The organism is Soonwooa sp. (genome assembly GCF_032062245.1).
Lineage (GTDB): Bacteria > Bacteroidota > Bacteroidia > Flavobacteriales > Weeksellaceae > Soonwooa.
In genome coordinates this window covers 1-14,192 of sequence record NZ_DAMBQF010000006.1, presented here as the reverse complement: position 1 = coordinate 14,192, position 14,192 = coordinate 1, and the positions used below count along the sequence as shown (strand labels likewise).

Sequence of the window (14,192 nt, the reverse complement as noted above, 5' to 3'; positions counted from 1 at the left end):
ACAAAAAAAGCGCCCGAAAAGACGCTTTTTTATTGATATTTTTAAAATTTTAGTATTCGAAAAGGACACTTCCCCATGTAAATCCGCTTCCGAAAGCTGACATACATACCAAATCGCCACGCTTCATACGACCTTCTTGGATCGCCTCACTCAACGCAATTGGGATGGAAGCTGCCGTTGTATTACCGTATTTTTGAATATTGATAAACACTTTCTCATCCGGCAAATGCAACAATTGTTGAACATATTGTGCAATACGAATATTCGCTTGATGTGGGATTAAAAGATCAAGATCTTCGATCGTTTTACCAGCTTTAGTCAACGCTTCCATAATACTTTCTGGAAAACGCGTCACCGCATGTTTGAACACGAAATTACCATTCATAACAGGATAAATATCTTCTGGCGTTATCGCTTCTGGTTCTGTTAACAGACGATCTGCCCAACCAAATTTTGATCCAGGGAATTTAACTGCAAGCTCTTCCGCATATTTACCTTCAGAATGCATATTTACAGATAAAATACCTTGTATATTTTCATCTTCTGTCGCTGACAGAACTACCGCACCAGCACCGTCTCCGAAAATAACTGAAACACCGCGACCTCTGTCGCTAAAGTCCAATCCAAAAGAATGAATCTCTGCACCGACAACCAAAATATTTTTGTAAGTCCCTGAAACAATCAGCGCATTCGCAATGCTCATAGCATATACAAATCCAGAACATTGGTTTCTAACATCTAGCGCACCAATCGTATCGCAACCAAGCATCTCTTGTAGCAAAACACCGTTACCAGGGAAGAAATAATCTGGAGACAAAGTTGCAAAAACAATATAATCGATATCTTTACCCGTAAGATTTGCATTTTTACGCGCCATTTCGGAAGCTTTAAAACCTAAGAAAGCACTTGTCTCTTCGCTGTCATTTCTATCTTTACGATGACGTCTTTCTTTAATACCTGTTCTTTCGGTTATCCATTCGTCATTGGTATTCATCAATTTTGACAAATCATCATTTGTCACTATATTTTCAGGGACGTAATGTCCTACACCTGTAATTTTACTTTTATACATTTTCTAAATTTGTAAATCGCTTTGCAAAAATAATATTTTATTCATTACATAAAACTTTATTTAAGATATTATAACAGAATTTCGAAAGCGTTAATAAATAAAAAGTTTTTAAATTAATTTAATATTAAAAACAAAAGTGATTAAAGCTTTCATTAAACTATTAGAAAACCTTATTTTTAGCATAAAATACAAATAATTCCAAAAAATATTTAGCTTTGCGCTATGGCAATTGAAAGCATATTAAAAAACGAGCACTGCGAATGGTTGGACGTCGAAATGGCGAGCGAAGATGACCTAGCTTTTCTCCATAATCGTTATCATATTAACAACCTGCTTTTGGAAGATACCATCGATCCCAACCACTTACCAAAATATGAGGAAGTGGACGGGGTCAAATTCTTTCTGATGCGTGAAAACACCGATCTGGAGCGCCAAACACTTAACTCTATAAGTGATGTTAGTACCAAGTTGAGCCTTTTTGTGCTTCCGAAGCTTATCATTACGATCCATCGGATGAAGAGTAAAAGCATCCGCGAGGTGAACGAAGAATTTGAAAAGCACCCAAATTTGAAAGAAAAAATAACTTCAGATCAACTTGCTTTGAAACTTGCTTTACAAGTTATGAAAACTTATGACGATGAAAGCCAGCATCTCATGGAAGTTCTCGACAATATGGAGAACGAAATTTTCTTAAAAAATACCAACCAAACCAACCAAATAAGACGCCTTTATAAACTGAAACGAAAATCTGGACTTAACACCAGAATCCTAAATATCTCGTCGGATTGGATAAATAAATTCCATACTTTAAAGTTGGAAGATGTTGAAGTTATGGACTTAATCGACAAGCAAAAAGATGTTATCGCAGATTTTGATCATCTTAATGCGCAAACAACCAACTTAATATCGATGTTTCTGGCTTTATCCGACCAAAAGGCCAATCAAGTCATGAAGCTTTTAGCGATGTTTTCGGTTTATTTTTTACCGCTAACCTTTATTGCGGGAGTTTACGGTATGAATTTCAACAACATGCCCGAACTAAAATATCCGTATGGCTACTACGGAACTCTAAGTTTTATGGCGCTTATCGTCATTGTGACCTTTATTTATTTCAGAAGAAAAAAATGGTAGCCTTTATAGACTACCATTTTATTTTTAATTAAGATTCTTATTTCACTTTTTTCAAATCCAAATCTCCAAAGTCAAAACTGAAATCCGTAACATCAGAAATAGACTTCATAGTTGCAGATTTTGCTTTCGCATTTTCATCAAAATCAACAACAAAAAATGCGTCTGCATCATAACTTCTGTCATCCCATTTAACAACAAAAGTATTGTTGTTATAAGGTAAAAGATCACCTTTCAGTCTTGGTGAAGTTTTACAATACAATCTATACTTTTTGCCTTCTTGTTTAATTTCGACATCACCAAACCAAGCATCATTATAAGTTCCGACAAATTGTTCAGGTTTTAGACTAAATGTTTTTTCAGCAGTTTTAACTTGGTCATAGACATCTTTCTTTTGTTTGTTAAAACGCTCTTCGTTTTTAGTCATTCTTTCCGAATAAGTTTTTAACCAATTGCGATCTTCAATGCCCAAATAACTATCTTTAATGGCGTTAGTCACCGTTGTGAAAGCTGCACCAGATTGTTGATTTGTCAAAGCTACAATCCCTAATTTCAACTCAGGAATCATTGTAAATAAAGTCACTGTTCCGATTAATCCACCGCTGTGCTGAACTTGCAGTTTCCCTTTAATATCGGTCAAAAACCAACCTAAACCATATCCGTAAAAATGAGAGTCATAAGGATTTTTTGGCGCCACTTTATCAGAAATTTGCAATGACCAAAGCTCGTGCGCATTCTTTTCCGAAACCAAACGCTTGCCTTCTTTATTAACGAAATTATTCATTAAGAAAGTTGCCCAAGTCGTCATGTCTTCAACATTACTCATAATTCCCCCTGCTGCGTTCGCAGTCTCGTTCCAATCATGAGGAACAGCAATCGCTTTTCCGTCAACAGGTGCATGTGCATCGATAATATTTGATGAAGATTTAGCACGATTATAAGAACCAAAACTTGCAGTCATACCAACAGGTTTTAGGATTCTTTGCTCGATAAAATCGGCCCACGACAATCCACTAATTCTCGTAATAACCTCACCTGCGACAATAAACATAATGTTGTTGTATTCCAACTTTGTACGGAAAGAATGATCAGGCTTTAGATAACGAACATTGTGTACAATATCTTTGATCGTTTGCGTTCCGCCTTCTGGGAAAAACATCAAATCGCCTTGTCCCAAACCAAGTCCAGCGCGATGCGTAATCAAATCACGAACCGTCACTTCTTTAGAAACATAAGGATCGTACATTTGGAATTCAGGAATAAATTTTGACACTTTATCGTCCCAATTTAACTTACCGTCGTCCACCAACATCGCCAAAGCTGTTGCCGTAAAACCTTTAGAATTGGAAGCAATTCCGACCAAAGTTTTGCTATCCATCGGAAGATTATTCTTCAACGATCTAACACCGAATCCTTTAGAATAAACCATTTGACCATCTTTAACAATGCCGACTGACATCCCAGGAACGTCAAAAGTTTTGATAGTGTTTTTGATGAGTTCGTCTAGCTTCGCTTCAGGCATTTGCGCCCAAAAAGTCGAAGTTGCTAAGACCAACGTCAACATTAATCTTTTCTTCATAATTAACTTATTATGAAGCCAAAGATATTGAATAAATAAGGGAAAACTAAATAATTGTCTTTTTAAAATACCGAATTTCTAAAGCTTTACACACTCTAAAGCCTTTGGAAGATAAGAATTGGGGAAGATTTCACGTGCCTCAGTGGTCATCACTGTCAAATCATCGTAACGATTAGAAAAATGCCCCATGATTAATTTACCAACTTCTGCTTTCTTCGCAATAGTCGCAGCTTCCTGCGCCGTTGTATGGCCTGTATAGTCCGCCATTTCTTTTAATTCGTGTAGAAAAGTCGATTCGTGATACAGGACATCCACATTTTTTATCAAAGGGATAATATCTTCTTTGTAACGTGTGTCACTACAGAATGCGTAAGAAACCGACACTTTTGGATCAGTCGTTAATTCTGCATTTGGGATTGTCGTTCCATCTTCACAAACGAAATCTTTTCCGTTTCTAAGATTTTGGTAATCGCAAATTTCGATTTCCGAAAACTCGGAAATTGCCGCCATATTAAGATGACGCTCTTTCGGTTTTTCTTTAAATAAATAGCCGTTGCAATATATCCTATGATCCAAAGGAATTGTGAACACTTCTACCCTTTTGTCCTCATAGATTTTTTCCGAAACTTTTTTATCCAACTCATGATACACGATTTCGAAACCGCGATGTGTTTCAGTAATTGTAAAAATTGTTTCAAGCATTTTTTTAATCCCTTTCGGACCATAAACATGCAAAGGCGTCGTCCTACCCAAAAGTCTGAAAGACGCGATTAAACCTGGCAATCCAAAACAATGATCACCATGAAGATGCGAAATAAAAATATGATTAAGCTTAGAAAACCTCGCTTTTGCTTTCCGTAACTGAACTTGAGTTCCTTCTCCGCAATCGATCAAAAACATACGTTCTTCCATCTCCAAAAGCTGTGCTGTTGGCGACGAATTAATTGTCGGAATTGCGGAATTAAAACCTAATATGGTCAGATATGTACTCACAAATTTATATTACAAAGGATTTACTGAAAGATAGTCTAAAAATGTTTTAAGTGCTTTACTTCTGTGCGAAATTTTGTTTTTTTCTGAAACTGACATTTCTGCAAAAGTTGTGTTAAGATCGTCTGGCATAAAAATCGGATCGTAACCGAAACCGCCTTCACCAAAGACTTCTTTAGTTAAATTACCATAAACACGTCCTTCAAAATAATGTTCTCCAGAAGCATCAACCAAACATAAAACTGTGATAAAATAAGCACGACGATTGGTTTCGTCTTTCATTTCGTCAAGAACTTTTTCGATATTCTTTTTGAAATCGTGATCGCCAGCATAACGTGCAGAATAAATACCTGGACGGCCATCCAAAGCTTCTACAACCAATCCGCTATCATCACCAAGACTTGGCTTTCCTGTTTTTTCGAAACAATATTTAGCCTTTATTAAAGCATTTTCTGCGAAAGAATGTCCATCTTCAACAATTTCTTCGTTTAAGTCATAATCTGTTAAACTTAAAACAAAATAATCGGAACCTAAAATCTGTTGAATTTCTTCTTTTTTGTGAAGATTGTGTGTCGCAACCAATATTTCCATCGAGCATAATTTATCCTTCAAAGATACTAGCTTTTCTTCGAAAATAGAAAGTAAACGCCAACATAAATATGTTAAAAATCCCTACACCAATCAAAAAACTGTAGATTGGCTCAATCGGAAGAATGCCTTGTGTTGTATCTGGACCATACTCCATCATGATTAAAGCCGAAATCAAATTATTGAAAGCGTGTAAAAATATTGGTAACACGAGAGATTTTGTTTCTTCGTAAACGATTCCTAAAACTATACCCAACAAAAAAGCTCCGACAAACTGCCATGGATAGACATGAAAAGCACCAAAAATAAAAGCGGAAATCAGAATGCTTATTCTAGGATTTAAGCCTGTTTTAATAATTGATTTTTGAATTAAACCTCGGAATAAAAATTCTTCTAAAAGTGGCGCCAAAATCACCGTTAACAAAATCATTGTCACATTATCCATCGCTAATGATGACATTTGATTGGTGAAATTTTTGTACAAATCGCCGAAGAAATAACCACTGGTTGGGACCAAAGTCACCAAATATTCGGTAATCAACATCATCCCAAACATTAACGGAAACGCTAAAATATAAGTGACGAATGTATTTTTTTTAAAATCAAATTTTAAGTCGAGACCTTTGGGTTTTAAAACAAAAAATTGATAAAAAACAAGTGGTAAAACCATGCTTAACATATAGCCAATCAGCATAAACCACGATGACGAAGCATAGTCGATATGAAATACGTAAATGCATAAAGCGGCCGCAAATGCAATAATTGTTTGCCCAGCCATAAGACCGAGAAACAGCATAACTGCCGAGAAAAAATTAAGAGGTTGAACTGTGGATTTCATCGTTATTTCAATTCTTTAAGATAATAAAGATTCTCTTTCGGAAATAATTCTGGATGAAAAATTTTGATATAATCTTTTAAAACCAAATCCGCACGCACAGCACCACTTTGGAAATAATCGTTTGCCATCCCAACTTCGCGGTTGTTAATCATGTACAATTTTCCATTTTGGAAAACCTTCATTTTCGAATAATTAGGATTGATATTTAACATCGCTTGCTTCGTTTGATAAGCGCCAATATTCACCCAATATTTTGCATTTTCAGATTTTTTGTAAACTTCTTCAAAACTAAGTGGAATTGCATTAATTTCCGTATTTTCTGCTAAAATATAATTAGCATTCGCGTCTCGAAAATAATTAGCTGCTGCAGATTTTCCGCCTGGTAAAAACCATTGACTTCCGTACATTTCGTTGCAAAGAACAACCGGTTTTTCGGCACTTTTTAATGCTAACTGTTTCAGATATTGATATCCTGTTTCAATAGATTTGTATTTCTGTTCCGCCAAATCTTTAACACCGAATAATTCACCAAACAACAACAAATATTTTGACTTGTTAAGTGGCGTCGTTTCCAAATATTCGTCAAGGAAAATAATTTGAATATTGGTTTTTCTAAGGATCTCATAAGTATTTTCGAAGCTCGGAACATAGTTTGTAAAAATCGCGTCTGGTTTTAAAGAAAGAATTCTTTCGACGTCGTATTTTTGTTCGTTACCGATATTTGCGATTTTGTTAGAAGCTACAGATTTTCTAATATTTTCATCAAAAACATACTCTGGACTAGAAAGTCCAACAATTCTGTCCACCAAATTAAGCTCTGTAAAGAAGCCTAACAACGAAGAATTGAGCAAAACCACTTTTTTGAAGCCTAATTTTGAGGAATTAAAAGAATTTTCGAATTTTCCTGACTTCAGGACAAACTGCTTTCCGTCATTTTTATAACTTAAACGTTCTGAAATAATTACAGCGTTTTCGGCAGTTGGAATTTCTTTTTTCTTACACGATGTTAAACAGAAAAATGAAAATAAAATAAAAAAAAGTGCTTTCATATTTCAAAGAAAAGAAAAAAGTGTTATATTTGCAAACCCTTACGAAACAAGGTAACAACGGCCTCGTGGCGCAACTGAATAGCGCATCTGATTACGGCTCAGAAGGTTATAGGTTTGAATCCTATCGAGGTCACACACATTGCCAAATGGCGCCAACTGATGACAGTTGGCGCAATTTTTTAAAGATGGTTCTTTCGAAGCTATAAATTCTCAGCAGAAATAAAGTGTTTCGTAATTATTCTCTATAATTTTTTTCTAATATTTAAGCAAGGTTTTATTTTAACACCTAGCATTATTTACCATTAAAAATAGATTCGGAACTGTGATATAGCGCTTTATACCTTACAGGAGATATTGAATTAATAATATATTAGAAAAGTCGGTTAAGTTTAGATAAATTTGATATTGTTATAAAATACCTTTATTTTGTAAATTGATTTACAGATTGTCAAAATGAAAAAAATAATTCCAAAAATTTATATAATTCCAAAAATATTCGGATTATGTTTTTTGTTGAGTTTTATTTTTATAGATGCTAATGACAAAAATCCAATTCAATATTCGCACCAGCTCATTCGCCAAAATAAAATTGATTCTGCAATTGTTTACATTAATCAACACATTTCAAAATCAAAATCCGAAATCAGCAAAGCCTTTTTATATGTAGAGCTTGGAAATGCCTACAAGCTGAAGCAAGAGTATGAAAAATCTCCCGAGGCTTATAAAAATGCACTTCGGATTTTCAAACAGAAAAAACTTTTGCAGGAAGAGTTTTATGTTTACACACATCTGGCAGAATTTTACAGATACCGCAGATTGTTCAAAAAAGCTGAAGAATATTTTAGTATCTGTGAAAACATTTTAAGAAACCACAAAATCAAGGATTTGTATCTCATAAAATATTACAACAGGAAGGCCGCTCTTTTTTCAAAATATAAAGTCAATTCCGACAGTGTCCTGATATATTCACAGAAATCTTTGGTCCTTTCAAGAGAATTAAAAGATTCTGAAAACGAACTGATCTCTATGATGGAGATTGCAAATATTTACGAAGGCAGGAAAAATTACCGAAAAGCTATAGAGCAGTTACAACAGGTTATTAACTTGGCGAGAAGAAATTCCAATATCCAGTTGCAATCCGATGCGATGATCAATCTTTCCAGAAATTTGGACTTAACAAAAGATTACACTGCGTCCATCAACGTCGGTATTGCAGGTTATAATCTCTCGGAGGCAAACAAACTTAATTATAATCAACTTGTTTTTGCGGATCATTTGCAAAACGTCTATGAGAAAACAGGCGATTATCAACAAGCTCACAAATACCTGAGAATCAGATTAAACCTAACGGAAGATTATTATCACAAATTGTATGATAGTAAAGTTTTGGAATATGAAGAACGTTTTAAAATTGCCGAAAAGGAAAAAACAATCGAAGAGAATAAAAAGCTTCTTTTGCTTAAGGAAGAAGAAATCAAAAGACAGAATCTTCTAAAATATTCCATTCTTTTTGGGTTGATTGCCATTCTGATTTTCACTGTTATTTTGCTTAATTATGTCAAGATTATCACAAAGCAAAATAAGAAATTGACCGTTGTTTCTCAGCAGAATGAGTTCCTGGTTTCCGAAACGCATCATCGCATCAACAATAATCTTCAGCTTGTGAGGATTTTGATTGATAATGAGCTGAAAAAGAATTCTAATGATGATCTGAGTAACAAGAGAATCATTGCGAAAATCGATTCTTTGGGGATTTTGCATCGTCAATTGTATGATAATCAAGACAAGAAAAATCTGAATCTGAAATCGTTTTTATTGGAAATTAAACAAAATCTTCACTTTCTGTTCGTTGAAAATCATATCGAAGTTCAGTTTGATGTTAAAGATTTAGTGATTCCGGTTAATAGTGCGATGTATATCGGACTGCTTGTCACGGAGCTTTGTATGAACTCTATGAAACACGCTTTTCCAAATCAAGAAAATAAAAAAATTGATCTCAAAATAGATACGGACGAAAGTAAAATCTATTTTCAATACGAAGATAATGGCATGGCGAAAAATGAAATCACGAAACTGAATCTCGTGGAAAAACTCTGTCGCCAATTGAAAATAGAATACAGAATCGAGTTGGAAAATGGGTTTAAGTTTAGTTTTAATATGAAATTGTAGGTTGTGAATTTTATCAAAATTTTAATTGTTGAAGACGAGGTTCTGATTGCAGATTACATCAAAGATATCTTGGAGAGCAATGGTTGCGAGGCTATTTCTATGGCTCATTCTGTGAAAGAAGCTCAGGAAAAAATGGAAATAATACAACCGGATTTGATTTTGATGGACATCAATCTGGAAGGCAATCTGGAAGGTATAGCGCTGAGCCAACAAAAAAGTGAAGATTGCAATATCATTTTTATTACTGGACAGACTGATTCTAAAACGATAGAAGATGCACTCAAAATCTCTCCAGAATCTTATCTCACAAAACCAATTAGAGAAGTGGATTTGCTGACTGCGATTAAAATCATCATCCAGAAAAAACAAAAGCAATATGTCTTTGTGAAAGATGGTTACAATGATATTAAATTAAAATTGGACGACATTATTTACATCCAATCCGATCGAAATTATCTTGATATTATCACTACAAATTCTAAGTTCACCATCAGAAATACTTTGCTGGAGTTTTCGAAAGAATTACCCTCATCCTTTAAACAAATCCATCGTTCTATTTTTATAAACTCTTCTTTTTTGGAAAAAATATCATCTGATGAAGTGCTTGTAAAAAGCTTTAGACTACCACTTTCTAGGAATTTCAGACAAAATTTATAGTCGATTTTTTCCTTTCATCTACAAAGTTCTGCATTTCGTCCCAGTTTTATATTATGTCAAATAGCTGTGATTATTTTTGCTTCAACAATTAGTAAAAATAAACGATTATGAAAACTTTTTTCCAAATGGTTTGTCTGGGAGTTTGCCTATTTCTAGGTAATCCTATCTCAGCTCAAACAATCTTAGTAGATAATCTCAACGCACCTTATGATGTGATTGCAGATCAGGATGGTAGCATTTACATCAGTGATACTGGAAACAGAAGAATTATTAAAACCAATGCCGACGGAAGCAATCCCATTGTATTGAATACTTTTTCAGGCAATGTTTACGGTCTTTTGATCAGTAATAACAAATTGTTTGCTCTGGTTGGCGGAAACCTAATGAAAATGAATCTCGATGGGACTAATCCAGAAATTATTGCACCTGCTCCGGGTGTTTATTATCTAACGTCTGGTAATGATAATCATATCTATTTTATAGGCAATCAGAGTAAAAATCTTCAAAAAGTAAAAGAAGATGGAACTGGCCACACTAACATTGCTAGTTTGATAAGTCCTATGGGTATTACCTATGATCCAAATTTGGATTTGTTATATTACACGGATAATGGTGCAGTCTATTCCATAAAAAAAGATGGTACGGATAGACAATTACTGGTAAACGGATTCTATAATCCTCATAACTTGAGATTAGATTCTTCTGGAAATATATACCTCGCTGTTACAAGCAGTAATTGGATTAGAAAAATATCAGCCGATAGAAAAACAGTGACGACATTTCCAAACACAACCTTGAATGCTCCAACTTCTACATTTGTAACAAAAAACGGAAGGATTTTAGTTGCTGATACTTGGGGAGCAAAAATCCGATATATAGATGCGCCCGCTGCAACGACTCTTAATTTTGACGGGATTAATGATTATATCTCGGGAACAAATTCTTTTCTACCACAAGGGTCGGCAGAAAGAACAATAGAAGCTGTTATAAAAGCGCCATCAGTAAGAACAAGTCCTTATACATCATCCGCGATTTTCAATTATGGAACTTACGCTAACTCCAAAAGATTTTGTTTAATGCTTTCTAATGGCAATTTGGCCTTTGTTGGCGAATTTAATGATACAACTAGTCCATACAATTTACGAGATGATCAATGGCATCATGTGGCGGTAACGCTAAAAAATAGTACAATAAAGTTATATGTGGATGGTGTACTTGTGCAAAGCGCGACGATGAATCTAAATACAACAGGTACTTCATTTCTCATTGGAGGTAGCCAGAGAAACGGTATTGATGAACACTTCGAAGGCGATATAGATGAGGTTCGTATTTGGAACAGAGCACTCAGCGAAAACGAATTGAAAAATAGCAAAAGCTGTGAAGTTGCCAATCCAGTTTCTCAGGATGGATTGGTGAGTTATTTCAAATTCAACCAAGGGAACAATGAAGCTGATAATAGCGCTGTGACCACATTGGTAGATGAAACAGGAAAAAGTAACTCCGTAACATTGAATAACTTTGCATTGGCAGGAACAAAGTCCAACTGGCTATTGGCTTCTCCAATTGTAACAGGTAATTCTTGTCCGCAATATGTTTCGCCACTTTCTTGTGCAACAGTAACACTTCCTTCTAATGGAACATCTCCAAACGGAGTTCCTACTGTGAGTTGGCTAGCAGTAAACGGAGCGACCAGCTACAAAGTTTTCGTAGGAAAATCCTCTGGAAAATATGATTTAGTGTCAGCTTATGTCACATCAACAACTTATCAATTACAAGGTTTAGAAGAAAATACAACTTATTTTGTAAAAATTGTTCCAGATAGTTCTACTGAAACAGCCATTGGTTGTTCGGAATCTTCTTTCACTACAGGTTCATTTTTGTCTATTAATGATTTGAATAAAAAACTGATTAGCATTTATCCAAATCCATTTGTAGATGTTATTAATATATCGAACCTAGATTCTATCGCATCAATTTCTATTAATGATAACTCTGGAAAAACGATTAAGAATCTTAAGCCTGAAAAATCATTAAACCTATCTTCATTATCAAAAGGATTGTATATTATCAATTTAAAAATGATGGATGGAACTACAAAATCTTTCAAAGTCATCAAAAAATAAAACAAAACCATCAAAACCCAAGTTTTGAAAAGAGGCAGCTTACGGGCTGTCTTTTTTCATTATTAGATATGTTTAGAGAAAAAAGTAAGATAACATCAAATTTTTGTGAATTAAATTGAATGGACGATCTTGTATGAATTAGAAAATATAATATTATTTTCCAAATGATAATAAGTTTTCGGCAAAAGCATTGTTTTAATTTTTATTTACTCAACAATATACTTCAATGTACCAAGTTTCATCTTTGTATAAACGCTATTAACTATACACAAATTAAATACTGGAGTTAAAATCTTTATGATAAAAAGGGAAAACCAATCGAAGTAAAATGAAGTTAAACGATTCCAATTTCGATTATTTCAAATATATACAATCATCTTGCAAAAAATTTATAACTGTAAAAAATTAAATTCTAAATTAGGAAGAGGTAAATCCTTTTTAATTTGGCTCAAACGAACCAAATCATCCATAAAAGTGTTTGAAGATACGCTCGTCAAGGTCACAAGACCGACATTTGTAGATTTTTTTCTCTTATGTCGGTTTTTTTTATTTCCTAAGCCGTTGTTATACTGATAGATACATTGAGCGACAATATTCATTTTAGGTGTTTGAAAACTTTTTCCGTCAAATTCGACTTTTTGAGGAAATATCAAACACCCTATCGTTCTTTTTGTCTGTAAATCACCCTGTTGATAGAGATTTGCAAGGTTTTCCATTGAGTCGAGAGCATTTTCTATTTTTGTTTTTATATCAAGTATTTTACTCTCTGAAACAATATGCTGGAGCTCTTGTTCCAGCTGTTCAATTTGTGCTTTTGTTATTTTTTTTACCTCTTTGTAATCTTGTTCATCTAATTTATCTGCAAGATATTTATCTCTTGCATTAGCAACTTTCTCATTCAACTCATTAATCTCTTTTGATATGGACTTCCTTTTTGCATCTATATCAAAGGTGAATTGTTTGTAGTTATCTAAAAGTATATCTTTCATCAAATCTTTGATGATAGGATTGTATTCCAATTTCGAAATTTCCAATTCGAATAGTTCATTTAATCGATCTGAATCAAAACGAAATCCGTATTTATAATGGCAATGATAATAGTAATACGTTTTAGACTTTCCTTTAGCCCCACTTGCCGTAAGATTTTTGCCACATCTTGGACAACGCAAAATTCCACGTAATGGAAAACGTTCATTTTCTAATACTCTTCCGCCCGGTCCTTCTACTCTTCTTTTTTTGTCCATAATCTGTTGAACCTGATTAAACAGTCTTTCTCTAATCAGTGGTTCATGTTTTCCATCAATGTAATAGGCCTCTTCCTGTTTATATTCCTCAATATATATTTTACCACAGTAAACCGGATTTCTCATAGCTTTTGCAAATGCACTTCTTGACATTGAAGCACCCTCTCTTTTGTTCATCTGCAATCGAACATGATCTGCGGGAATATGTCCTTTTGCAACCTCGTTAAATGCCCAGGCTATATTAGATCCTTCTGGCTCTTTGATGGCAATATACTTTTTGCCATCTTCATGGCTTCTATTGATATATCCATATGGAGCAATTCCCATCAATCTACCTTCATTTTTTGCTCTCCGCATACCGTGAAACGTGTTGAGTGCCCTTCTGTCATTTTCTACCTCCGGAGTGGATACATAAATCGCAAGCATAAGCTTGTTTTCAGGAACAGACATATCCAATGGCTGTTCAATAGATTGAGGGATAATGTGATTTTTATGAAGTAAACTTATCATTTGATAAGCATCTGCTGTATTACAACTGAATCTGTTCCACTTGGTAAATAAGACTAAGTTGATTTTATGGCTTTTGTCTCTTATTTCAAGAAGGTATTTTTTCCACTCAGGGCGATTAAAACTTTTCGCTGAATGATCTTCATAAATTACTTTGTTGATCGATATATTGTTATTAGCACAACCCATTGTACATTTTAAATGATACTTACTTTTAAGTTGTTAATGTTTCTGTTGAAGTATTCTTT

Annotated in this window: 11 protein-coding genes and 1 tRNA gene; 5 read left to right on the top strand and 7 right to left on the bottom strand. The window is 34.3% G+C overall.

The features are described from left to right. Nucleotides 1–49: 49 nt before the first annotated feature. Complete coding sequence (locus RT037_RS05075; RefSeq protein ID WP_313028574.1) at nucleotides 50–1,072, bottom strand: beta-ketoacyl-ACP synthase III; 1,023 nt, start codon at nucleotides 1,070–1,072, stop codon at nucleotides 50–52. Between the two features lie 222 nt (nucleotides 1,073–1,294). Here RT037_RS05075 and RT037_RS05070 point away from each other — a divergent pair, with 222 nt between their 5' ends. Then, the gene (locus RT037_RS05070) at nucleotides 1,295–2,203 is read left to right on the top strand and encodes a CorA family divalent cation transporter (RefSeq protein ID WP_313028571.1); all 909 of its coding nucleotides are present in this window, start codon (nucleotides 1,295–1,297) and stop codon (nucleotides 2,201–2,203) included. Nucleotides 2,204–2,240: 37 nt separating this feature from the next. On the opposite strand, the gene RT037_RS05065 is transcribed toward RT037_RS05070, so the two are convergent. The 5 genes from RT037_RS05065 to RT037_RS05045 form a co-directional block, all read right to left on the bottom strand. Beyond that, nucleotides 2,241–3,779 carry a serine hydrolase gene (locus tag RT037_RS05065; RefSeq protein ID WP_313028570.1) on the bottom strand — a complete coding sequence of 513 codons (1,539 nt, stop codon included), beginning with the start codon at nucleotides 3,777–3,779 and terminating at the stop codon, nucleotides 2,241–2,243. A gap of 78 nt (nucleotides 3,780–3,857) precedes the next feature. Then, entirely contained in the window at nucleotides 3,858–4,772 is a 915-nt protein-coding gene (locus RT037_RS05060; RefSeq protein ID WP_313028567.1) for a ribonuclease Z, read from the bottom strand. 9 nt (nucleotides 4,773–4,781) lie between these two features. After that, entirely contained in the window at nucleotides 4,782–5,360 is a 579-nt protein-coding gene (gene rdgB, locus RT037_RS05055; RefSeq protein ID WP_313028565.1) for an RdgB/HAM1 family non-canonical purine NTP pyrophosphatase, read from the bottom strand. A 10-nt stretch (nucleotides 5,361–5,370) separates the two neighbouring features. Then, nucleotides 5,371–6,195, bottom strand: a complete 825-nt coding sequence (locus RT037_RS05050; RefSeq protein ID WP_313028563.1) for a type II CAAX endopeptidase family protein — start codon at nucleotides 6,193–6,195, stop codon at nucleotides 5,371–5,373. A gap of 2 nt (nucleotides 6,196–6,197) precedes the next feature. Then, nucleotides 6,198–7,244 carry an ABC transporter substrate-binding protein gene (locus tag RT037_RS05045; protein ID WP_313028562.1) on the bottom strand — a complete coding sequence of 349 codons (1,047 nt, stop codon included), beginning with the start codon at nucleotides 7,242–7,244 and terminating at the stop codon, nucleotides 6,198–6,200. A 59-nt stretch (nucleotides 7,245–7,303) separates the two neighbouring features. Between RT037_RS05045 and RT037_RS05040 the strand changes: the two genes are divergently transcribed. The 4 genes from RT037_RS05040 to RT037_RS05025 all read left to right on the top strand — a co-directional run bounded on the left by RT037_RS05040 (nucleotide 7,304) and on the right by RT037_RS05025 (nucleotide 12,193). Next, nucleotides 7,304–7,377, top strand: a tRNA-Arg gene (locus RT037_RS05040). A 320-nt stretch (nucleotides 7,378–7,697) separates the two neighbouring features. After that, complete coding sequence (locus RT037_RS05035; RefSeq protein ID WP_313028559.1) at nucleotides 7,698–9,413, top strand: sensor histidine kinase; 1,716 nt, start codon at nucleotides 7,698–7,700, stop codon at nucleotides 9,411–9,413. 3 nt (nucleotides 9,414–9,416) lie between these two features. Continuing rightward, nucleotides 9,417–10,070 (top strand): response regulator transcription factor, encoded by a 654-nt coding sequence (locus tag RT037_RS05030; RefSeq protein ID WP_313028558.1) that lies wholly within the window; start codon nucleotides 9,417–9,419, stop codon nucleotides 10,068–10,070. A gap of 107 nt (nucleotides 10,071–10,177) precedes the next feature. Continuing rightward, nucleotides 10,178–12,193 carry a LamG-like jellyroll fold domain-containing protein gene (locus RT037_RS05025; RefSeq protein WP_313028556.1) on the top strand — a complete coding sequence of 672 codons (2,016 nt, stop codon included), beginning with the start codon at nucleotides 10,178–10,180 and terminating at the stop codon, nucleotides 12,191–12,193. Between the two features lie 389 nt (nucleotides 12,194–12,582). Here RT037_RS05025 and RT037_RS05020 read toward each other — a convergent pair whose 3' ends face one another. Then, on the bottom strand, nucleotides 12,583–14,133 hold the full coding sequence (locus RT037_RS05020; RefSeq protein WP_313028554.1) for a recombinase family protein: 1,551 nt from the start codon (nucleotides 14,131–14,133) through the stop codon (nucleotides 12,583–12,585). Nucleotides 14,134–14,192: the final 59 nt, after the last annotated feature.